Source organism: Leptotrichia hongkongensis (genome assembly GCF_007990635.1).
Lineage (GTDB): Bacteria > Fusobacteriota > Fusobacteriia > Fusobacteriales > Leptotrichiaceae > Leptotrichia > Leptotrichia hongkongensis.
In genome coordinates this window covers 711,114-733,867 of record NZ_AP019846.1, presented here as the reverse complement: position 1 = coordinate 733,867, position 22,754 = coordinate 711,114, and the positions used below count along the sequence as shown (strand labels likewise).

The 22,754-nt window shown below is 29.8% G+C and carries 21 protein-coding genes; 4 read left to right on the top strand and 17 right to left on the bottom strand.

Annotated elements, in window-relative coordinates; genetic code table 11:
- Positions 1-257 precede the first annotated feature (257 nt).
- From FVE75_RS03490 to FVE75_RS03470, 5 genes are all read right to left on the bottom strand, one after another.
- On the bottom strand, positions 258-980 hold the full coding sequence (locus tag FVE75_RS03490; protein WP_147005236.1) for an endonuclease/exonuclease/phosphatase family protein: 723 nt from the start codon (positions 978-980) through the stop codon (positions 258-260).
- A gap of 67 nt (positions 981-1,047) precedes the next feature.
- Positions 1,048-1,785: a DKNYY domain-containing protein gene (locus FVE75_RS03485; RefSeq protein ID WP_147005235.1), complete on the bottom strand. Its 738-nt coding sequence runs from the start codon at positions 1,783-1,785 to the stop codon at positions 1,048-1,050.
- A 248-nt stretch (positions 1,786-2,033) separates the two neighbouring features.
- On the bottom strand, positions 2,034-2,693 hold the full coding sequence (locus FVE75_RS03480; protein ID WP_232052607.1) for an SH3 domain-containing protein: 660 nt from the start codon (positions 2,691-2,693) through the stop codon (positions 2,034-2,036).
- A gap of 262 nt (positions 2,694-2,955) precedes the next feature.
- Positions 2,956-3,621, bottom strand: coding sequence for a deoxyribose-phosphate aldolase (deoC, locus tag FVE75_RS03475; protein ID WP_147005234.1), 666 nt, complete (start codon positions 3,619-3,621; stop codon positions 2,956-2,958).
- An 85-nt stretch (positions 3,622-3,706) separates the two neighbouring features.
- On the bottom strand, positions 3,707-4,414 hold the full coding sequence (locus FVE75_RS03470) for a GntR family transcriptional regulator (RefSeq protein ID WP_147005233.1): 708 nt from the start codon (positions 4,412-4,414) through the stop codon (positions 3,707-3,709).
- A gap of 332 nt (positions 4,415-4,746) precedes the next feature.
- Between FVE75_RS03470 and FVE75_RS03465 the strand changes: the two genes are divergently transcribed.
- Together FVE75_RS03465 and fabV are read left to right on the top strand one after the other, a co-directional pair.
- Positions 4,747-5,490 (top strand): SDR family oxidoreductase, encoded by a 744-nt coding sequence (locus tag FVE75_RS03465; RefSeq protein ID WP_039900891.1) that lies wholly within the window; start codon positions 4,747-4,749, stop codon positions 5,488-5,490.
- A gap of 175 nt (positions 5,491-5,665) precedes the next feature.
- Positions 5,666-6,859 carry an enoyl-ACP reductase FabV gene (gene fabV, locus FVE75_RS03460; protein WP_147005232.1) on the top strand — a complete coding sequence of 398 codons (1,194 nt, stop codon included), beginning with the start codon at positions 5,666-5,668 and terminating at the stop codon, positions 6,857-6,859.
- A gap of 285 nt (positions 6,860-7,144) precedes the next feature.
- On the opposite strand, the gene FVE75_RS03455 is transcribed toward fabV, so the two are convergent.
- From FVE75_RS03455 to FVE75_RS03445, 3 genes are all read right to left on the bottom strand, one after another.
- The gene (locus tag FVE75_RS03455) at positions 7,145-8,050 is read right to left on the bottom strand and encodes a magnesium transporter CorA family protein (protein WP_147005231.1); all 906 of its coding nucleotides are present in this window, start codon (positions 8,048-8,050) and stop codon (positions 7,145-7,147) included.
- A gap of 182 nt (positions 8,051-8,232) precedes the next feature.
- Positions 8,233-8,670: a hypothetical protein gene (locus tag FVE75_RS03450; protein WP_147005230.1), complete on the bottom strand. Its 438-nt coding sequence runs from the start codon at positions 8,668-8,670 to the stop codon at positions 8,233-8,235.
- A 28-nt stretch (positions 8,671-8,698) separates the two neighbouring features.
- The gene (locus tag FVE75_RS03445) at positions 8,699-9,319 is read right to left on the bottom strand and encodes an EndoU domain-containing protein (protein WP_147005229.1); all 621 of its coding nucleotides are present in this window, start codon (positions 9,317-9,319) and stop codon (positions 8,699-8,701) included.
- Positions 9,320-9,619: 300 nt separating this feature from the next.
- On the opposite strand from FVE75_RS03445, the gene FVE75_RS10895 reads away from it, so the two are divergent.
- On the top strand, positions 9,620-9,763 hold the full coding sequence (locus tag FVE75_RS10895) for a histidine phosphatase family protein (RefSeq protein ID WP_172618766.1): 144 nt from the start codon (positions 9,620-9,622) through the stop codon (positions 9,761-9,763).
- A 341-nt stretch (positions 9,764-10,104) separates the two neighbouring features.
- Here the strand turns inward: FVE75_RS10895 and FVE75_RS03440 are convergent, their stop codons facing one another.
- From FVE75_RS03440 to FVE75_RS03410, 7 genes are all read right to left on the bottom strand, one after another.
- Positions 10,105-11,094: a YiiG family protein gene (locus FVE75_RS03440; RefSeq protein ID WP_147005228.1), complete on the bottom strand. Its 990-nt coding sequence runs from the start codon at positions 11,092-11,094 to the stop codon at positions 10,105-10,107.
- A 140-nt stretch (positions 11,095-11,234) separates the two neighbouring features.
- Positions 11,235-14,420, bottom strand: coding sequence for a carbamoyl-phosphate synthase large subunit (gene carB, locus FVE75_RS03435; RefSeq protein ID WP_147005227.1), 3,186 nt, complete (start codon positions 14,418-14,420; stop codon positions 11,235-11,237).
- A gap of 131 nt (positions 14,421-14,551) precedes the next feature.
- Positions 14,552-15,634 carry a glutamine-hydrolyzing carbamoyl-phosphate synthase small subunit gene (carA, locus tag FVE75_RS03430; RefSeq protein WP_147005226.1) on the bottom strand — a complete coding sequence of 361 codons (1,083 nt, stop codon included), beginning with the start codon at positions 15,632-15,634 and terminating at the stop codon, positions 14,552-14,554.
- A gap of 407 nt (positions 15,635-16,041) precedes the next feature.
- The gene (locus tag FVE75_RS11205; RefSeq protein ID WP_147005225.1) at positions 16,042-16,236 is read right to left on the bottom strand and encodes a DUF898 family protein; all 195 of its coding nucleotides are present in this window, start codon (positions 16,234-16,236) and stop codon (positions 16,042-16,044) included.
- Positions 16,237-16,667: 431 nt separating this feature from the next.
- Positions 16,668-17,066, bottom strand: a complete 399-nt coding sequence (gene rpsI, locus FVE75_RS03420; RefSeq protein ID WP_018450229.1) for a 30S ribosomal protein S9 — start codon at positions 17,064-17,066, stop codon at positions 16,668-16,670.
- A 13-nt stretch (positions 17,067-17,079) separates the two neighbouring features.
- Positions 17,080-17,514 carry a 50S ribosomal protein L13 gene (gene rplM / locus FVE75_RS03415; protein ID WP_147005224.1) on the bottom strand — a complete coding sequence of 145 codons (435 nt, stop codon included), beginning with the start codon at positions 17,512-17,514 and terminating at the stop codon, positions 17,080-17,082.
- A gap of 195 nt (positions 17,515-17,709) precedes the next feature.
- Entirely contained in the window at positions 17,710-18,018 is a 309-nt protein-coding gene (locus FVE75_RS03410) for a hypothetical protein (protein ID WP_147005223.1), read from the bottom strand.
- Between the two features lie 587 nt (positions 18,019-18,605).
- Here FVE75_RS03410 and nagE point away from each other — a divergent pair.
- A complete protein-coding gene (nagE, locus tag FVE75_RS03405; protein WP_147005222.1) occupies positions 18,606-20,036 on the top strand; it encodes an N-acetylglucosamine-specific PTS transporter subunit IIBC in 1,431 nt (476 codons plus the stop codon).
- Between the two features lie 93 nt (positions 20,037-20,129).
- Here nagE and rlmD read toward each other — a convergent pair whose 3' ends face one another.
- Together rlmD and FVE75_RS03395 are read right to left on the bottom strand one after the other, a co-directional pair.
- Positions 20,130-21,563, bottom strand: coding sequence for a 23S rRNA (uracil(1939)-C(5))-methyltransferase RlmD (gene rlmD / locus FVE75_RS03400; RefSeq protein WP_147005221.1), 1,434 nt, complete (start codon positions 21,561-21,563; stop codon positions 20,130-20,132).
- A gap of 30 nt (positions 21,564-21,593) precedes the next feature.
- Positions 21,594-22,742 carry a pyridoxal phosphate-dependent aminotransferase gene (locus FVE75_RS03395; protein WP_147005220.1) on the bottom strand — a complete coding sequence of 383 codons (1,149 nt, stop codon included), beginning with the start codon at positions 22,740-22,742 and terminating at the stop codon, positions 21,594-21,596.
- Between the last annotated feature and the right edge of the window lie 12 nt (positions 22,743-22,754).

Here is a 22,754-nt window from a genome sequence, read left to right as displayed (position 1 = left end):
CATTGACTAAAAATTTACTCCTGATTTAAAATAAAAAGCTTTTTTAAAATTTAAATAGAGGTATAAGGATTAAGCTGTGTCTGAAAACTCAAAATCTATGTTATTTTTAATATTTTTTGATTTTAGAAATTATACAAAGTACGATAAAATCAGTATTTATTATTTTTGAATTTAGAAAAATTTGTTAAAAATTCATCATTTTGAGAGTTTTAAGACATTCCCTAATTCAAAAAATCTCAAAATCATTTCCAATAAATTTATTCCATTTCAATAACCGCCATATACGGCAAATGATCCGACAGCTTTGTCCATTCCTGCGAATCATCATTTATAAAAAAACTTTGCTTAGTTGTGTAATTTGCATCTTTTTTAGCCATTATATAATCAATTCTCTGTGTTTCAAGATTCCTGTTTTCAAGATTTGATTTATTTTCCAAGTCCTTGCCTTCAAAATAAGTGTCATTCCAGTTTTCAGCAATTTTCCGATAATGCTCTGTTGTTGGCAAAAGGTTAAAATCACCGCATAAAAATTTTATATCTCCCTTAAAATAATCTATAACTGTCATCAAATCGTCAATCTGGGTACTTTTTACTGCAGGTTCATAATCTAAATGCGTATTTATAACCAAAATATGTTTTTTATATTTTGAACTAATTTGTGCTGCCAAAACCTGTCTTTTTTCATTTCCAGCAGACGGCAGCTCGTGAACATATATATTTTTCACATCATATTTTGAAACAAACGCAATTCCAAATTCTCCCTTATCAAAATCCATTGCCTTTTGAAAATAATAATAATTATACCCAAGTTCAAGTGAAAAATCCTGCGTTACATCACGAAAATTACTTCTTTTCGTATTTTTATCAACTTCCTGTAATGTAACAAAATCAGGCTTATATTTTTTTATGCTTTTTGCCAATTTCTTCCCATCAGCAAGCCTTGCTCCGTAAATATTGTAAGTCATTATTCTAAATTCCATTTTTTATTTCCTACCCTTTTTATTTTATCTGTATAAACAATTAGTTTCCAGTTGATTAAAACCATTCTTATTCATCTTTAGTCAAATATTCATAACTTCTATTTTTATCTTTTCCATCTCCATTTGGAAGCACTTCAAATGTATTATAATGTACACCTTCTAAAATTTTTCCCTTAAAATAAATATTTTTATCATCTTTTATAAACCATTTATTCAGAACTTCTACTTTATCTCTATTAATTCCTTTTACTTCATAAATAAAATAGTATGAATCAAAACAGTTTGACATTATATTGTTTATATAATATACATTGTATTTATCTTTTCCATATAATGTAGCGTATATTATTCCATTTGGCAAGAATTCAAATGTTTCAGGATTTTTAATTTTTCCCAATAATGGAGAAGGATCTATTACTTCATTTCCGCTATAAACATGATTTTTATCCTTTGCATAATCTTCATTTAAAACTTTAAAACTCATAATATCAGCATTTTCTATTTTTTTATCCCGATAATAAATTTTATTCTCATTTTTCCAATAATTTTTACCTAATTTCTCAAAATTTTTAATTTTTACATCTTTTATTTTTTCACCCATGTAATAAACATTCTTATCATCTTTTAAAAGAGAAAATCCTATCAACTCAGCAGTTTTCGGATTTGCTCCTTCCAAAATTTTATTTTTGTAATAAACATTTCCTTTATCTATCGAATAATAATCTCCTAAATTTTTAGCAATATCTCCAAATCCCACATTTACAAAAATCAAAAATATCACTATTTTCAAAAAAATTTTTTTCATAAGTTATCCTCTCTTTGTAATCAAAAGCATAAATTTTTTCAATTTTATTACATAAATCTCTAATCAACATGCTTTTTCAACTGGCTCTTATGGATAAATCCCCTATATTCTTTGACTGTTAGGTCATTCTTATAGTCAGAAGGATAGTCAGCATAATAAACATAATACCAGTCACCATATTTTGTAATATATCTTACAATTGTTTCACTATCTAATTTTGAAATAACTTTTGAATCTTTAGTCGGTTTTTAACCCATATTTCCATATCCATCCTTTGAGTTTACCCTGTATTCTCGAAGGTAACCCGCTTCATCTAAATGCGGTTCATCAAAATCATCTGATTCATCCGATTTTTTCACTTCAAGTTTTGTAATTTTTGATTTTGTACCATCAATTTTCTTTATTTCAGTAACTTGAGCATAAACTGTCGTAAAATCACATTCTGTATATGGCAAAACCTTTTTTATCTTAACTGTCGCTGCAACTTCAAATTCCCCTTTACGAATTTTTTGCATTTTTTGATACTCTTCTGGAAAATTTTTCTTCAATGTTTCAGCAATAATTTTCTCTTCCTTAGCAGCTTCTTTTTCATAATTTTCATTATTTTCATATATATCTGGATTATTATAGTCAAAATCCCTAGGCTTGAAAACTATCGCTTTCCCATTCACAATATCCTTATTATCAGGATAAAAGAGCATTTCCCCATATTCTATTGCAGAACATGGTACATCTGAATCACTTTTATCCCAATTAATTTTAAATGTTCCCTTCAAATCCAAAATTACTCCATCATCAGTCAAAATAATCTCATCAGATTTCCTATTTTGCCCAAAAGAAAGCATAGAAACTAGCAGAAGAAAGCAACAAAAGAAAATATTTCTAAATTTAAAATTTTTAAATTTCATAAATACTCACTTCTCCTTTACATTTTACTGACAGCTATTTGCAAAAGTTTATATACCTAATTAATATACTATTTTCAATTTTAAACTTCTTCTCTTTCTGATAAAAATTCTTAATTTCTTGCTGCATAAATATCTGTTATCCAATTTCTTACTTTAACAAGGGGTACTAACCCCTTGCTTCATAATCCTTCTTTTATTAAATTATAAAAATATATAGTTTAAAAAAAAGTCTATTACTATGTTCCTCTTTATTGACTAAAATTTAATAGCCAGCCTTTTCACTTTCCAGTCCTGTTACAATAGCGATTCCTGAACTTGTTCCTAGTCTTGTTGCTCCTAATTCAACATATTTTTTTGCAGTTTCAAGGTCTTTCACTCCACCACTTGCCTTTACTTCTGCTTTATCTCCAACAGTTTTTTTCATAAACTCCACATCTTCAAATGTTGCCCCTCCTGTTCCAAATCCTGTTGAAGTTTTTACAAAATCTGCCTTTGCATTAACTGATAATTCACATGCTTTCACTTTTTCCTCATCAGTCAAATAGCAAGTTTCAATTATAACTTTCAGAACATTGCTTCCAATTGCCTCTTTTATTTTTCTAATTTCATTTTCCACTAAACCATAGTCCTTATCCTTCAATGCTCCAATATTAATAACCATGTCAATTTCCGAAGCACCGTCTTCAATAGCCTTTTTCGCTTCAAATACTTTCGTATCCGTTGCCATCGCTCCTAAAGGAAACCCAACTACTGCCGCAACTTTCACATCGCTGTCCTTAACTTGACTAAAAGCATATTCAACATTCGCCCCATTTACACAAACTGAATAAAATCCATATTCTTTCGCTTCATCGCATAATTTTTTTACATCTTCCTTTGTAGCTGCTGCTTTCAAAATTGTATGATCAATAAATTTGTTTATTTCCATTATTATCATTTCCCTTCTTATTTTTTATTTAATTAATTAATGTTTTATCTATTCTTATTATATCCACTTTTTATATTTTTAGCAACTATCTTTTAGCAATTGCAGTAAAAGTAAATTTATCAGGATGATAAGTTATTGTTTCATATTGGAAAAGATTTCCGTTGGATAAATAGGCGTAAGTTTCAATAACTACGACTCTGTCAATATTTTCAAGATTTATATGCCGTCTTTCCTCATCTGTTGCACTTCTGAACTTTATTTCGCGTCTTGAATACGATATTTTTAAATTTAGTTCATTTTCCAGATATTCATAAATAGACTTGCTAGCTATTTCATCATTCAGATAAGTGACTATTTTTCTATCAAAATAAGAAGTGGCGTACTGAACAGTTTCGCCATCCAAGGAATAAGTACGGACAACCTTGTAAAAATCAGCCGCTTTAGAAACATTAAATTTTTCCATCAGTTCCTCGACACCTTGTACTATATATAGACTAACTAAATTTGCCTTGACATCTATATTTTTTATCTTATTCAATTCCTGAAATGTCTGTATTGAAGTAAGCGAAATATTTTTTAAATCCCCTTTTTCAAGTACAACTGACCTTTTACCTTTTATTTTTTGAATATATCCTTCTGATTCCAGTAAAGCAAGTGCTTTTCTCACAGTAAGTACTGAACAGGAATATTCTTTGGCAAAATCTGCTTCCTTTTTTAAATAATCTTTTGGCTTTAATTTTCCATCTTTAATTTGTTTTTTTATATTATTGTACACTTCTTTATATTTACTCATTTTTTACCTTTCCAAAATTATAGTCAATCCTTTTAAAATTTGAAGCAAGAATACGTAGAAAGTTATAGTTTGTCTAAGTTCCCGTTTCAAATTAGAATGCTATAATCTATTTTACATCGTATTTATAAAATTAAATATTTTTAAAGTTTAAATGAAATAACTACAACTTTTAAAGTTAATTTATTATAATTATACTTTAAAATATTAAAAATAACAACTACAACATATCATTCATTTTTTATAATAGATATATATAGACCTATTGACTTTTTCAAAAGATATGTTATAATTTGTTTGTGATAAAAATTAATTATTTAAAGGAGATGATTTAAATGGCTGTTAAAAACAAAGTCGTTATTGTTACAGGAGCTTCTTCAGGAATTGGAAGAGCTACTGCGAAATTATTAGGAGAAAGCGGAGCAAAAGTTGTACTTGCTGCAAGAAATGAAGACAAATTACAGGAAGCTGTTGCTGAAATAAAGGAAAAAGGAGGAGAAGCGGCTTACAAAGTGACAGATGTATCAAAAAGAGAGGAAGTAAAAGCATTGGTTGATTTTGCAATTTCTGAATATGGAAAAATAGACGTTATATTCAACAATGCCGGATTAATGCCAAATGCACCATTATCAGAACTAAAAAATAGCGAATGGGACGAAATGATTGACGTGAACTTAAAAGGCGTCCTAAACGGTATAGAAGCTGTACTTCCTCATTTTATTAAGCAAAAATCTGGACACGTTATTAGCACATCTTCTGTTGCTGGGCTAAACACATATCTTGGAGCAGGAGTTTACTGTGCCACAAAACATGGTGTAAAAGCACTAATGGAAGTACTGAGAAAAGAAAGTGCCAACGAAAAAATGAATGTACGTACAACAACTCTATATCTTGGAGCATTCCGAACTGAACTTGCAACACGTATTACAAACAAAGCGATTAAGGAAAGAATTGAGTTTCTTTATGACACAATTGGAGCAGATCCAATGATAGTTGCCGAAGCCGTGAAATTTGCGATTGATTTGCCAGAAGAAGTAAGTATGAATGAAATCACTCTTTATCCTACAGCACAGTTGTAATTTTATTAACTTTTCTATCTAAAGAATTATTTTGATTGTCAAAATTATTTATTTTTATTTAAATAAAAATATTTCTTGAAAATATATCATAAAATATGTTATCATTTTAAATGTATGATTTTTTTAAAATTGAAAAATAATTATAATAAATAATTTTTTAGGAGGAAAAGAAAAAATGGTTATAAAACCTAGATTAAAAGGTGGTTTAGCACTTACAAACCATCCAATTGGAGCAAAAGAATTTGTAAAAAGGCAAATTGACTATGTAAAATCACAAGATAAATATGAAGGTCCAAAAAAAGTTCTAATTATCGGTTCTTCTTCTGGGTACGGACTTGCAACAAGAATCTCCCTTGCCTTCGGTGCCGGAGCAGAAACTATCGGAGTGGCATTTGAAAAAGGGGTAGAAGGAAAAAGAGCAGGTTCTGCTGGTTGGTGGAATACAATTGCCTTTAACGAAGCTGCTAAAAAAGAAGGTTTAGTTTCTAAAAACTTTATTGGTGATGCTTTTTCAATGGAAATGAAAGATGATGTAATAAAATTCATTAAAGAAGAATTTGGTGGAAAAATCGACTTGTTAATTTACAGCTTAGCAAGTGCAGTTAGAACTGATCCAATTGACGGTGTAACTTATCGTTCAGCATTAAAATCTACAACAAAGGACATTACAGGTCCAACTATCAACTTTGAAAAAGAAGTTATGGAAGAAACAACAATGGGTGTCGCAACTCAAGAAGAAATTGACAGCACTGTAAAAGTTATGGGTGGAGAAGACTGGAAATTATGGATTGAGGCACTTGATAAAGGTGGTGTTCTTTCTGAAGGCTTTAAAACAGTAGCTTATTCATATTTAGGCCCAAAAGTAACTTATGGAATCTATAAAGAAGGTACAATTGGAGCTGCAAAAAGAGATTTGGAACATACTTCTGATGTTTTAAATGACTTTTTAAAAGAAAAATACAATGGAGAAGCATACGTTTCATTAAGTAAGGCGTTAATGACAAAAGCAAGTGCAGTTATCCCTATTTTCCCATTATACGCAGCATTGCTTTACAAAGTAATGAAGGAAAAAGGTATCCACGAAGGTACAATCGAACAAAAACATAGACTTTTGACTCAAATGGTTTATGGAAACAATCCTGTTATTGACAAAGAAAGAAGATTACGTCCAGATAACTGGGAAATGCGTGAAGATGTTCAAGCTGAGGTAGAAGCTCTTTGGGATAAAGTTACTCCAGATAACTTTAAGGAAATAAGCGATTACGCTGGAGCAAGAGAGGAATTCATGCAATTAAATGGATTTGACTTTGATAATGTGGATTATGACGCTGATGTTGATTTAGATGAATTAGCTAAATTAAAACCTTAATTTTAAAAATTTACAAGATAAATAACAAAAAAATTAGACTATCTTTTAGAAAAAATATTCTTTTAGATAGTCTTTTATTATACATCATAAATTTACTTTAAAATTATAATTATGTTTATACATCTTTATTTTGATTTTTTTATTTTAACAAAAATAAACTACTATAATTTCTATTTTTACATTATATACTCAAACCTACTTAAAATTAAACTACTAAAAATTATATAAATTTAGGGTTTGAGTAAAATAGTCATAACTTTTGAGTTTAGTTTTAAAGGAGTTTTACTATAAAACTTTCTTTTTCATATATCTCCACAAAACTAGCATTAGCAACATCATTATTATAAAAATTATTACTAATGCCCAAAATCCCATATCTTGAAGCGGCAACTTCACGTTCATTCCATAAAATCCAAAAATCATATTTGGAACTGTAACCAATATTGTTACTGCAGCTAAAAATTTCATTGTGATATTCATATTATTTCCAATATACGATGAATATGTTTCTCTTGTAGTTTTACAAATTTCACAGTATGAAGACGATAAGTCTAGTGTAAAATTTATCTCCTGTAAAATTCTTGTCATATATTCTTCATATTGTTCAAATTGCTCATCTTCTTTCAAATTCTCAACAACATAGTCCAAATTTCTCAATGCAATATTATAAACATAAAATCCTTGTTCTACTTCCGCAAGAGAAATTAACTTTTCGTTACTTTGCTGTTCCCTCAAAACAGTTTCTATCTTGTCATGTTCTCCAATCAAAATTCTCACATATTTATAAAGGCTTTGAGAAATTTTATGAAGCATATTTAGGAAAAAACGATTTTCTTCAAGAACTTCATCTCTTAATTTGGCATACTCTTCAACAAATTGATAAAAATCGTTGTAATAATCGTCATCTAAAATAACAATTTTATCTTCTTTAAAAAAAATTACAATCGGATTAATCTCATATGATGTAAATTCTTTATCTTTTGTAGATTTTTTAATAGCTGGGTAATACAGTTTATAAATCTCCCAATCTGATTTTGAAATTCTTGGAGTAAAAATTTCCTCGTCAATAACATTCTTTATCTTCTCTTCATCAATTTCCAATCTTTCTGATAAAATTTTATAATCTTCATCCTTCAAATTATATACGTAAAAATAATTTCTTACGTATATCGTATCTATTCTTTTTATCATAATTACCTTTCTAAGCTTCTATTTCTCTCTATTTATATTATACTAAATCCCATTTTTAAATAGAAATAAATTTTTATAATAGTGCATATGATGATTGTACTGAATTCATAATCATTTCTGATAAATTATTTTTCAAATATTTTGATTAATAAATATTTTTTCATATTTTTATTTTTTATTTCTTAAATCTCCACTGTAACTTCACTTTTTAAATCAACTTCCATTTCTGAAAACTTTTTCCAGCCTTCAAAAACTTTTCTATATTCTTCAAACTTACATTCCCACAGCGGATATTCCTGACAAATCCCAAAAATTGTATGCTCAAATTCTACTTTTTCTTTATTAATTTTATGTTGAAAAGCCTGTCCGTCCCAAACAGTTTCTTGCATTTTCCCAGCTTCAACTTTTTCTAGCTGTGGCAAAAAAATATCAATTATTTCCATATCTGGAAAATCTTCCATTATTCCAGTTATCAGATATTTTGTATACACTGCTTTCTTTTTTTCTAAACATCCATTTTTTTTATTATTTTTTGTTATTTCTTTTTCAGAAAATTTTATTTCTGGAAATGCAGTCAATCCAAAATCTTCATCGTTGTAGTAACCAAATTTTATAATCATTCACACTACTCCTTTCCTAAAATTACTTCTAACGATTTTCATAAACTGGATAAGCTGTTATTCTAGGGCTTTTGTAACCACGTATCAGAACTCCGCTTTTGCTTATTCCCTGCCACATATTATTATCTCTGCCTTTAAGATCTTTTCTATTTTCCCATGCTGAATTTATTTCATCAATAATTCTCGCTTCATCCCAGTTTTCTGGAAACATTGTATTTACTCCACCATTAGAAGTTTTTGCCTGCCAAGTTCCGTCTTTTTTCTTTACTTCAATACTTGCTCGATACACTCCGTTTTTAGCTGGATTCCCAATTTTTTTTACAATTCTCACATCTCCACGCAAAAGTGAATGTCCACCGGTAACTTTCCCTTGTGAATTTTCATCCCCGCCAATCACATGGTCATAATCAATTTGATATTTTCTATCTCCTTGGTTTGAAGTATTTTGAGTTCGTTTTTCATTTTTATTTTCTATATTTTTCTGTTTAATAACATTCTTTTTATTATTTCTCTTATTTTGTGCAACAAATTCCTTTGAAAAATTTTCCTTTGCATTTATACTGTTATTTCTACTTAGATACAGTTTTCCTAGTCCAAACAATATAATAATGAATAACAGCAATATTTTTGCAATTTTATTTTTATTCATTTTCTAAATTTTCTCCTTTTTATATATTTTTAGTACATCCATAATAATCTTTCTTTAAAATTAGACTCAAAGGTTATGACTATTTTACTTAAACTTAAATTTATCTAACTTCTATTATCTTAATTTTAAATGGATTTGAGCATATTATACCAAACTTATACCTTAAAATCAATATTATTAAGTTCTTTCAAATTCCAATACTTATGAAATAATTAAAAACGAATAGCATCTAGAATAGCAGAATATATATGAGAATAAAAAGGACTGATATGATAAAAAAGATTTTGTATTTAATCCAGTATGGATAAATTTTTTATTTACGGAAAAATTCAAGAAAACTGTGATTTTTCGTTGACTGATGTGGGAATTAGATACGCTAAAATTGCTGGAAAATATTTTGCGGATAACGGAATTTATTTTAATTTGGCTTATTCTTCTACTTAGGAAAAATCTATAATATACTTGAATTTGTGACTAATAATAAATGCAATATAAAAAGAATTATTCCTGTTTAAAAAGAGATTAACATTAATATTGCAATTTATGTTAAAATAAAAATGCCTTAAATAGATTTTTATTTTTGAAAATAATTTATTCTTTATAAAATTCTTATTTTAAGGCTTTTTATAAAATATAGTAAAACTGCTTTAAAACTAAACTAAAAGGCTATGACTATTTTACTCAAACCCTAAATCTATATAATTTTTAGCAGTTTAATTTTAAATAGGTTTGAGTATATAATAAAATTTATAATTATCTATATAAATTTTGATTTTTTCTTACTTTTAATTCATCAGATTATTGTAGGCATTCACTAAATTGTTATACTTTTTAATTACATCATTCGGAGTCCCAGCCATATCCTCTGTATAAACTTTCTTCTCAATATCTTCTTTACTCAATGACTTACTTTTTTCAACTTCTTTAATAAATATTGTAACTGATTTTTCAAATTCTGCAAGTTGATTATTAAATATTTCCAATTTTTCTTTTGTATAATTTTCCTTTTTCAATTGTTTTTCATTTGTAATTGTCTTTTGAAAGTTAGTTGAAGCTGTTAAAATATTTTGCTGCGCTTTTTTTAATTTTCCCAAATCACCTTTTATAAATGTTGTCATACTAAGTTTCTGATTATCCATTTTATCCACAAAATCTTCACAACTATTTATGAGAATTACCAAATTGTATTTTATCAGGCTGCCTTCATTTTTATATGTTTCTAATATTTTCTGCACTCTTTCTTTCGTTTTGTTTTCCACTTCCGCTTTAAAAACATTTGAATTTTCTTTATATCTTTTGTAAATTTTTAAAAAATTTGTATGTAATTGCTGCCCTTTGGAAAAGTTATCTGCCAAATATTCTTTTTTTCTATAGTAATTTGTCATAGAATCTGTTACTACTTTTAATTCTTTTAAAATTGGCAATAATCTTTTGGAAGAATTATCCAGCTTTTCCATCTTAAATTTTGAATTTATATTTTTTTCGAGTTTTTGGATAACAGCATTATCAATTTTAATAACAGGAATGCTTTCCAGTCTCCCCATTTCCTGAACATTTATTTCTTTGCCTTCTCCAGCCACATCAATATATTTTGAAATTTCATTTTCAATATTTGTCAAATTATTATGGATTTCAATATAGCCGTTGTACTTCTCCATTTCTTCATTTTTCACTTTTTTTATACTAAATTTTCTTCCAATTTCCTTAAATGTATCATCACAGGAAAATAAAAAAATTGAGAGAAATACTATTAATATTATTTTTTTATAGTTCATTTTTACTCCATTACCTTTTATTTTTTTATTTTACTTAAAAATTTTACCAATTTCCCTAATCCTATTATTCAAAATAAAACTAATGAAATTGGTAATTTTTAAAATTTATTTTCTATTTTATTTAATAAAATCAAAATTAATTATATCGAACTTACATTAAACGAAATAGATTCTAGAACTTTCAGTAAAGCGTCCGTTGTATCAAGTGAAGTAAGACAGGCGATTTCCTGTTCACTTGCAGCACGTCTAATTTTAAATCCGTCATTTGTTGCAGTTTTCTTTTTAGCCGCTGTATTTATTACCATATCAACAAGTCCTTTGTAAATCAGTCCTAATACATCATGCTCGTATTTTCCTTCTTCTTCAATTTTTCCGACAGTTTCAACACGAAGCCCTTTTTCCTCAAAATATTTAGCTGTACCTTTTGTAGCCATTATATGATAACCCAAGTCAGAAAACCTCTTAGCCAGTCCATAAGCTTCCTCTTTTGCAGTTCCACTAATTGTAAACAATACGCTTCCTTGATCCTTGACTTTAATTCCAGATGAAATTAGCCCTTTGTAAAGTGATTTTTCAAGGTTTTCATCACTTCCCATAACTTCTCCTGTTGACTTCATTTCAGGCCCTAGTGTTGTGTCCACATCTTTTAATTTCTGGAAACTGAACACAGGAACTTTTGTATACACATGTTTACTTTCTTCAATTAATCCAGTTTGATATCCTTTACTTTTCAACGTTTCTCCAAGAATTCCCTTCATAGCAAGATTTGCCATAGGAACACCTGTAATCTTGCTTAAAAATGGAACTGTCCTTGAACTTCTAGGATTTACTTCCAATACATAAACTTCTCCATCGCTAATTACATACTGAATATTCAAAAGCCCTATAATGTTTAATCCTTTTGCAAGTCTTGTTGTATAGTCTATTAATGTACGTTTTTGTGAATCTGTAATACTTTGTGGAGGGTAAACCGCAATAGAATCTCCAGAGTGGACTCCCGCTCTTTCGATATGCTCCATAATCCCTGGTATTACAACTGTTTCCCCATCGCAAATTGCATCCACTTCGATTTCCTTTCCAACTAAATATCTGTCAGTAAGCACAGGATGATCAGGAGATACTTTTACAGCATTTTCCATATATTGACGCAGCTCCTCTTCACGATATACGATTTCCATTGCTCTTCCACCTAATACGTAAGATGGACGCACTAGAACAGGATACCCAATTTCAGCCGCATTTTTTACAGCAGTTTCCGTATCAAACGCAGTTTTTCCAAGTGGCTGAGGAATGTTCAATTTATGCAGCAATGCCTCGAATTTATCACGGTTTTCCGCATTATCAATTTCTTCAAGTGCTGTTCCCAATATTTTAACACCATGTCTTGCCAATTTTTCAGCCAAGTTAATTGCCGTCTGTCCGCCAAACTGAACAACAACGCCTTCTGGCTGTTCAAGCTCGATTATCGCCATAACATCCTCTTCTGTAAGTGGCTCAAAATAAAGCTTATCCGATATTGAAAAGTCCGTTGAAACAGTTTCAGGATTGTTATTTACAATAATTGCCTCATAACCAGACTCTTTTATTGCCTTCACAGCATGAACTGTAGCATAGTCAAATTCAACACCTTGCCCAATTCTAATAGGTCCTGAGCCAAGTACAATAATTTTTTTCTTATCCCCCACAACACTTTCATTTTCCTGCTCATAAGTCGAGTAAAAATAAGGCGTTTCTGACTTAAATTCAGCCGCACAGGTGTCAACCATCTTAAATACAGGTTTAATATTGTATTTTTCACGAAGTTTGTAAACTTCATCTTCTGTCGTATTCCAACGGTGTGCAATAACTTTATCTGAAAATCCATATCTTTTGGCAAACAGCAGTACATCTGGATTATTTACATTCGCCTTCAATTCAACTTCAATATCAACAATATTTTTCATTTTATCAAGGAAAAACATGTCAATTTTTGTCATATCATGTATTTCCTGCGGAGTAACTCCTCGTCTTAACGCCTCCCCAATGAAAAATAATCTTTCATCTCCAGCTTTCTGGATTCTTCTCAAAATATATTCCAAGCTAAATTCATCCCCATTTGGAAGCCCCAAGTGATGTACTCCGTACTCAAGCGAACGAATAGCCTTTAACAGACTTTCTTCATAAGTTCTACCAATAGCCATTACTTCCCCTGTTGCCTTCATTTGTGTACCTAAATGCCTATCCGCCTTTTCAAACTTGTCAAACGGAAATCTCGGTATTTTACTTACAACATAATCAAGTGACGGCTCGAAGCACGCATACGAATTTTTAGTAACAGGATTTATAATTTCATCAAGTGTCAATCCAACTGCAATTTTTGCAGCGATTTTTGCAATTGGATAACCTGTCGCCTTTGAAGCAAGTGCCGATGAACGTGATACCCTTGGATTTACCTCAATAATATAATAATTGAACGAATACGGATCTAATGCCAGCTGAACGTTACATCCACCTTCTATTTTCAATGCTCTTATTATTTTCAGCGAAACATCTCTCAACATATGGTATTCCCTGTCTGTCAATGTTTGTGACGGTGCAACTACAATCGAATCTCCCGTATGAATACCAACTGGATCAATATTTTCCATATTACATACAACAATCGCTGTATCATTGCTGTCGCGCATTACTTCATACTCAATTTCCTTGTATCCTGAAATTGATTTTTCTAATAAACATTGAGTTACTGGCGAATATCTAAGTCCATTTGTAACAATGTCTTCCAGTTCTTCATCATTATGGCAGATTCCTCCACCAGTTCCTCCCATTGTAAAGGCAGGCCGCACAATCACAGGGTATCTAATTTTTTCCACAAATCTACGTGCCTCTTCCAAATTATGAATAATATCTGATTCAGGCACAGGCTCTCCCAGTTCATTCATCAAATCTCTGAACAGTTCCCTGTCTTCCGCCTGCTTAATAGAGTCAAGCTTAGTTCCTAGCAGCTCTACTCCACATTCTTCCAGCACTCCCGCTTCATGCAGTTCCACAGCCAGATTTAGCCCAACCTGCCCTCCAAGAGTAGGAAGCAAGGCATCTGGACGTTCTTTTCTTATAATTTTTGACACAAATTCAACAGTTAATGGCTCAATATATACTTTATCCGCAATTTCCTTATCTGTCATAATAGTTGCAGGATTAGAATTTACAAGGATAACCTTGTATCCTTCTTCACGCAATGATAGACACGCTTGTGTCCCCGCATAATCAAATTCAGCAGCCTGTCCAATAATAATCGGTCCAGATCCAATCACTAAAATTGTTTCTATATCTTTTCGTTTAGGCATTTCCCTACATCTCCTTGCTATTAATTTTTATCAACGCTTTTATTTCAATATTTTATAATTTTTAATTTTATGTAACAAATTTACCTAAAGTAAACTAAAAAATTTGTTTTCAATCAATAGTTCTAAAATTATTATTTCCGATCCTTTTTCATATTTTCAATAAACATATCAAATAAATAATTTGGGTCATGTGGTCCTGGAGAAGCCTCTGGATGATACTGTACCGAAAATACTGGATATTTTTTATGTCTTACACCTTCGCAGGTTCTGTCATTTACTGCAATATGTGTTAATTCCAGCTCTGTATCCTTCAATGAGTCAATATCTACAGCATATCCATGATTTTGTGCTGTAATATCAACTTTTCCAGTTTGTAGGTTTAATACTGGCTGATTTGTTCCACGATGTCCGAATAGCAATTTATATGTCTTTGCTCCACAGGCAAGTGAAATCAGTTGATGTCCCATGCAAATTCCAAAAATTGGCACTTTATCTATTAATTCCCTAATTGTAGCAATTGTTTCTGGAACATCTATCGGATCTCCCGGTCCATTGCTTAGCATTATTCCGTCTGGTTTTTGTCTTAAAATTTCTTTAGAAGTTGCATTATGTGGCATTACGACAATATCACAGTCTCTTGAGTTAAGTTCCCTCATAATTCCTGATTTCATTCCTAAGTCAAGAAGAACAACTCTCATCCCTCTTCCAGATGAAAGAAATGCTTTTTTTGTCGATACCTGTTCGATTTGATTGGTTGGTAACGAATTGATTTTTAAATTTTTTGCAATTTCTTGCGGATCTTTGTCTGCACTAACGATAATTCCCTTAATCGTTCCATGCTCTCTTATTTTCTTTGTCAGACTACGTGTATCAATTCCAGAAATTCCTGGAATATTTAAGTCCTTCAAAACTTCATCCAATGTAAATTCATTTCTAAAATTAGAAGGTTTTCTACATATTTCACGAGTTACAATTCCCTTGATACTTGGATTAATAGTTTCATAATCATCCCTATTTATACCATAATTTCCAATTAACGGATAAGTAAATGTAATAATCTGCCCATTATACGATGGATCTGAAATAGTTTCCTGATACCCAGTCATCGCAGTATTAAAAACAACTTCTCCAGCCATTTCAATATCTGCTCCAAATCCATACCCCTTATACACACTACCATCTTCTAAAACAAGCTGTTTATCCAATGCGTACATAAATACTACCTCCCTAAATTTTAAATGATACTATTTGTTTTAAAATTTGTTCAATTGTCATTAACGTGTCTGATTTGCGATATAGTAAACTATTTTAATTCAAATTCTAGATATGTATTTAATAAAAGTCTGAATGTATTTACTAACATCTCTAATCTCATAATTATACTATATTTTTTTAGTTTTATCAATAATGGTAAATGATTATTTTTTAATTTTTTGAAAATTTATATTTTATACTAAATCTCTTCTAAAAGCAGGAATAAATTTTTATTATAGAATTTCTGATATTTTAATAATTTGAAAATATAGATTATTATTTCTCAATAAAAAAACTTAGAATAAATTCGTTATTAAAAAAATTAATACAAAAAAAAGACTGAAACAATCAGCCTTAATTTAACAAATTAATTTAAAAAAGTTGTATTTTTTACTTTCCATTGTTCTAACTTAATATGTACCCAAAATCCATATATTCCTAAAGTTACCACTATTAGCAATAACCACTTTATCCAGTTGCCAAATAAACCTATTGCACTACCGTTAAATTTTAGCCTTCTACCCTCAATAACATTATGATTTATTTTCCAAGCATAAATCATGCATAATGCCCATGGATAAGAAATCCCAAGCGTACAAGATGTTATAAGAAACCCTAAAATAATCCACCTAATGTAACTAAGTAATCCACATCAAAATAACTTTTATTTTCCATAATTCCTCCTTATTATTTTAAATTATACTCAAACCTATTTAAAATTAAACTACTAAAATTATATAGATTTAGGGTTTGAGTAAAATAGTCATAGCCTTTTGAGTTTAGTTTTAAAGCAGTTTCGCTATAATTATAATATAAAATATAAGTTTATAAAAATTTTATTTAAATTGTATAACAGGAAAAGATATAGTATTTTGTATATTACCTGTATATTGTGTGTATATTGTAAGCATACATTTCTGTACTTTTCTATGCTTTTTCCAAAATAAAAACCCCTGAAAACCAGTGTTTCCAAGGGCGTATAAAATAATATAATTATCTTTTTGAGAATTGTGGGCTTCTTCTTGCTTTCTTTTTCCCGTATTTTTTTCTTTCAACCATTCTTGAATCTCTTGTTAAGAATCCAGCTTCTTTTAAAGCTCCTCTTAATTCAGCATCAGCTACTAATAATGCTCTTGAAACACCATGTCTAATTGCTCCTGCTTGTCCAGTATTTCCTCCACCATTTACGTTAACTTTTACTCCATATTTGTTTAAAGTTTCTGTTAATTCTAATGGTTGTTCTACTATTTTAGCCAAGATTTCTCTTCCACCAAAATATTCTCTCATATCTTTTCCATTTATTGTTACTCCAGTTTCACCTGGTACTAATCTTACTCTTGCTACTGAAGTTTTTCTTCTTCCAGTTCCTAAATATTGAATTTTTTCTGCCACGAAAATTTACCTCCTATAACTCTATTCTTTCTGGTTTTTGTGCTGTATGTGTATGCTCAGATCCTGTGAATAATCTCAATCTGTTAATCATTTGGCTTCCTAATTTATTTTTAGGTAACATTCTTTCTACAGCTTTTCTGATTACTTCAGTAGGTTGTTTTTGTAACATTTCTTCTAAAGTTCTTACTCTCAATCCACCTGGATATCCACTATGTCTGTAATATTTCTTGTCTAATAATTTATTTCCTGTTACAGCGATTTTATCAGCATTTGTAATAATAACAAAATCTCCTCCGTCAACGTGTGGTGTATAGCTTGGTTTGTGTTTACCCATTAATCTTACTGCGATTTCAGTAGCTAATTTTCCAAGCACTTTTCCTTCTGCATCTATCTCATACCAATTTCTTACAACTTCTTCTTTTTTTTGCATTACAGTGTATTTACTCACTTTGTTTCCTCCTGTTTTTATTCTCTATTTTATAGAATAACGGTCCTTTGTGGGAAAGGCTCATATTAGTTAATTATATATCATTTCCTCCCACTTGTCAAGAGAATTTCCTTGATATTTTTCCATTTGAAAAAATTTAAAAGATTTTATTCATAAAAAATTCCCTTTTTACTTTTAATCCTTATAAAAATCTGCTCATTTCTTCTTCTCAAGATTTTTAGTCATCTCTTTTTTTATTTGTTTTCTAAATTCATCTGACAGCAAAAATTCATATCCATGTTTCTTAATGAGTTTCATCTCTTTTTCTGTTATTTCCTCTGGAGTTTTTGAACTGGCAATTTTATATGCTAACGAATCCTCCATGCGACATTTTTTAATAAGTTTCATTTCTTCTTTTATTATGTCTTCCAGTTCTTTTGAACGAATAATTTTATCAGCCATTATATCCTCAATCATACTATTACCAGAACAAGCAAATACATTTGTACTAATTTTTAAAGCCATTATAGCTAACACTAATATTTTTTCATATTTATCATTCCTTTCATTTATTTTTTCTGAAAATATAATTCTTGATATTTTATCTATTTAATTTAAAGTAGTGTTCAAATCTAAAATATTCTTTTAATACAATATTATTATACCATATGTATATTATAATTTCGATTTTTAAAGTAAGGTTTTTTCCGTATTTTTGGATAAACTTTAAAAAAATAAGGAAATAATAAAATTATAAACAAAATTGCAGCTGGTAACATTTTTTCAAATATATTTGAAATGTAATTTAGATTGATTATTTAAATTTTTGAGGTATCATTATTATAGAAAGGTGAATATTATGTTAAATTATAGGGAAACTGAAATATTAAATAGTCTTATCAGATATGTTATAAACATATATCAATAGAAAAATAACATAAAAAATTTCAAACAAAACAAAAATACTTAGAAAAAAAATAGAAAAACATTAAGAATTTTTTCTTTAAATATTGACATAATATAAAAATAAGATATAATAATAATGAAAAAAAATTATATTCCTATGTGATAGAAGAATATGAACAAAAAAATAGAAAGAGAGTTGGTTAAAAATGATGAAGTATTTACAGAAAATTGGTAAATCCCTTATGTTGCCAGTTGCAGTATTACCAGCTGCAGCAATACTTTTAGGAATAGGTTACAGACTTGATCCTGTTGGTTGGGGAGCAAACAGTCCTGCAGCGGCTTTCCTAATTAAATCAGGAGCTTCCATATTGGACAATATTCCTATATTGTTCGCAGTTGGAATAGCAGTTGGGATATCTAAAGAAAAAGATGGTTCTGCAGCATTAGCAGGATTAGTAGGTTTTTTAGTAATAACTACATTATTATCAAAAGAGTCCGTTGCAGTTTTGACAAAAGTAGATGTAGATAAAGTTCCTTTAGCTTTTGGAAAAATAAATAATGCATTTATAGGGATATTATCAGGAATAATAGCTGCTGAAATATTCAACAGATTCCATAAGACACAGTTGCCAATGGCTTTTGCATTTTTCAGTGGTAAAAGATTAGTTCCGATATTAACATCAGCTGTAATGCTTGTATTATCTCCTGTATTATTCTTTGTATGGCCTATAATATTTGGAGCATTAGTAACTTTAGGAGAAACATTCTTAAAACTTGGACCTTTAGGAGCCGGAATATTTGGATTCTTTAACAGATTGTTAATTCCTTTAGGATTACACCATGCATTAAATGCGGTTTTCTGGTTTGATGTAGCAGGAATAAACGATATTGGAAACTTCCTTGGAGGAACAGGAGTAAAAGGTATAACAGGAATGTATCAGGCAGGATTCTTCCCTATTATGATGTTTGGATTACCAGCAGCGGCATTTGCAATGTATCAAGAAGCTAAACCTGAAAGAAAAAAACAAATCGCATCTCTAATGTTGGCAGCAGGAGTTACTTCATTTGTAACAGGAGTAACAGAACCCCTTGAATTTGCATTTATGTTTGTAGCACCTTTATTATATGCAGTTCATGCACTTTTAACAGGATTAAGTTTATTTATAGCATCAATGTTCCACTGGACAGCAGGATTTGGATTTAGTGCAGGACTTATCGACTTTTCACTAACTTCAGGAATGCCAATGGCTAACAATCCATTTATGCTGTTAGTTCTAGGACTTGGATTTGGAGCAGCTTATTATCTGTTATTTAAAGTACTGATAAAAACCTTTAATTTAAAAACACCTGGAAGAGAAGAAGAGGATAATGAAGAAGAATTAAAAATAGAAACTTCAAATAACAGTCATACAGAAGTAGCTACAATAATATATGAAGCATTAGGTGGAAAAGATAATGTAGTTTCCATAGATAACTGTGCTACAAGATTAAGACTGGAAGTAAAAGATTCGACTTTAGTAGATGATAAAAAAATTAAAAAAGTTGCAGCGGGAATAATAAAACCTTCTAAAACAGACGTTCAGGTAATTATTGGTCCATTGGTTGAATTTGTTGCAAATGAAATGAAAAAATTATAAAAATATTTATTATAAATATAAAAACTGCACTTAAACTTTAAATACAAGATTAAAAGTGCAGTTTTAAAATATTTTTATTTTATTTACTTCTTATCATTTCTGTTCTACTTTTTCCAGCAAACAAACAACCTCTAAATGCGGTGTAACCGGGAACATATCCACTACCGAACACCTAACCAGCCTGTATCTAAATTCCCCAAACTTTATCAGATCTGTCATCAAAGTTTTTGGATTACAAGACACATAAATTATATTTTTAGTATTGTATTTTACCAGCTTTGTGATAGTTTTTTCACCTACACCAGCACGTGGCGGATCCAAAATTAAAATGTCTGGATTGATTCCGTCATTATCAAATTCATCTAATTTTGCAAAAACATCTCCTGCGATAAAATGTGCATTCTGAATATTATTTAATTTTGCATTTTCATTAGCCTTTTCTACCGCTTCTGGCACTAATTCGACTCCATAAACCTGCTTTGCCTTTTTTGAAACAATTTGTCCAATTGTACCTGTACCGCTAAATAAGTCAAAAACTGTTGCTTCGTGAATTTTTATATTTTCAATTTCTTCAAGGTATGTTAAGACTTTTCCATATAATTTTTCGACTGTCTGGGAATTTGTCTGGAAAAAGCTGTATGGACTGATTTTAAATTTTAATCCAAAAATCTCCTCTGTCAAATCACGTTCTCCATACAAAATCGTTTCACTTTCGGAAATAACCATATCCGAAAAATTATCATTAAATGTGTGTAAAATTCCAATAATTTTAAAATTATCATCCAAATTTAAGGCTAACAATCCTTCCTTAAACTCTTTTTGAAATTTTTCCTTTTCCATTTCACTAATTTGAGTCGTTGTTACAATATTTACCAAAATCTGCTTTGTAAATTCTGCTTTTCTAATTACAAGATTTCTAAAAAAACCTATATGATCAAGTCTGTGATAAAAGTCAAAACCTTTCTTTTTACAAAATTCATTACAAAAAACATAAATTTTATTAAAATTATCATCCATTAATTTTAACCCATCAACTTCTACAATATCGTGAAAACTGTTCTGCTTATGAAGCCCTAAAATTATAGGCCCTCCTTTTGTAGCATTTCCAAAGCTAAATTCCATCTTGTTTCTATATTTATCAGGCCTTACACTTCTGACAGGCTCTTCAAAAATATAGTCATACTTAATAATCTTGTCTAATTCTTTTTTTATATGCCCTGCCTTTATTTCAAGCTGCTCATCATAGGTATAATACTGGTAGTTACAGCCTCCATTTTGTCTTTTAATATCATCATATATCGCATTTTTTCTCCCAGCAAAATCAATAATTTTGCAATGTATCAGCTCATACTTTCTCCGTCTTTTTACAAAAATTCCTTCAACAACTTGATTTTCTGCCGCATTAATATTCACATAAATTTTATTTTCATCAAAAAATCCATAGGCTCTGCCCTTAGTATCAAGATTTACAATTTTTAACTGTATCAAGTCTCCTTTTTTCAAATTTTTCTTTTCCGTTTTTTCCATTGATTTCTCCAATTTTCTAAATTATCATTTTTACTTCTCTTTTGTATACTTTTCCAACCTCTTTATAGCCTCTTCCAATACTGGAATATCATGCACAATCGAAAATCTCACATACCCCTCCACTTGAAATGTAATTCCAGGTACAATCGCAAGTTCCGTTTTTTCCAATAAATCAAGAACAAAATCAAATGATTTCATATTTTTAAACTTCTCAATATTTTTATAAGTTGCAAAAACATAAAATGCCCCTTTAGGTTTTAAACATTCAAAACCTAATTTTTCTAGCCCATTTACAAAATATTCCACTCTATTTTTATAAATTTCAGAAATTTTCGCTGTATCAGAACATTTATCAAGAGCGGCAATTGCTCCATATTGTGACAATGTTGAGGCACTTGTCACGTTGTACTGACTCACTTTCTTCACTTGATTCTGTAATTTTTCATCGGCAATAATATAGCCTAGTCTGTAGCCTGTCATTGAATGTGATTTTGAAAATCCATTAATTATAATTAGCTGTTCCTTCAATTCATCAGAAAATTTTGCAAAGGAAGTAAATTTCTCAAAAGTAATCGCTGCATAAATTTCATCACTTATCAGGTAAATCTTTTTTTCCTTCAAAAATCTCACAATTTTAACCATTTCCTCTTCTGCAAGCATAATTCCAGATGGATTATTCGGATATGTCAAAATTATTAATTTAGTTTTATCAGTAATATTTTTTTCTAAAAGTTCTTTTGTCAACACAAAATTATTTTCTTCCAAATCAACAAATTTAGTTTTCGCCTCAGAAATCGTAATCAATGGCTCATATCCCACATATGCAGGTGTTGGAATAATCACTTCATCATCTTTTGCCAAAATAGTTTTCAAAACCGAAGCAAGCCCCTCTGTAGAACCAACTGTCACCAAAACATTTTGAGCATTGTAATTTCCCAAAAACTGCTCATTATAGTATTTGGCAATCTTTTCTCTTAATTCAGGCATCCCTCCCACAGGAGAATATTTTATTCTGCTATTTAAAGCATGATAAGCCACAGCTTCCTTCACTTCCTGCGGAACATCAATATCAGGCTCCCCAATTGTCATATTTATCACATTTTTATAATTTACTAATCTTTCATGAATTTTCCTAATATCAGAAATTTCAATTCCTTCAATAATTGGATTTATATACATTTAAAAACCTTC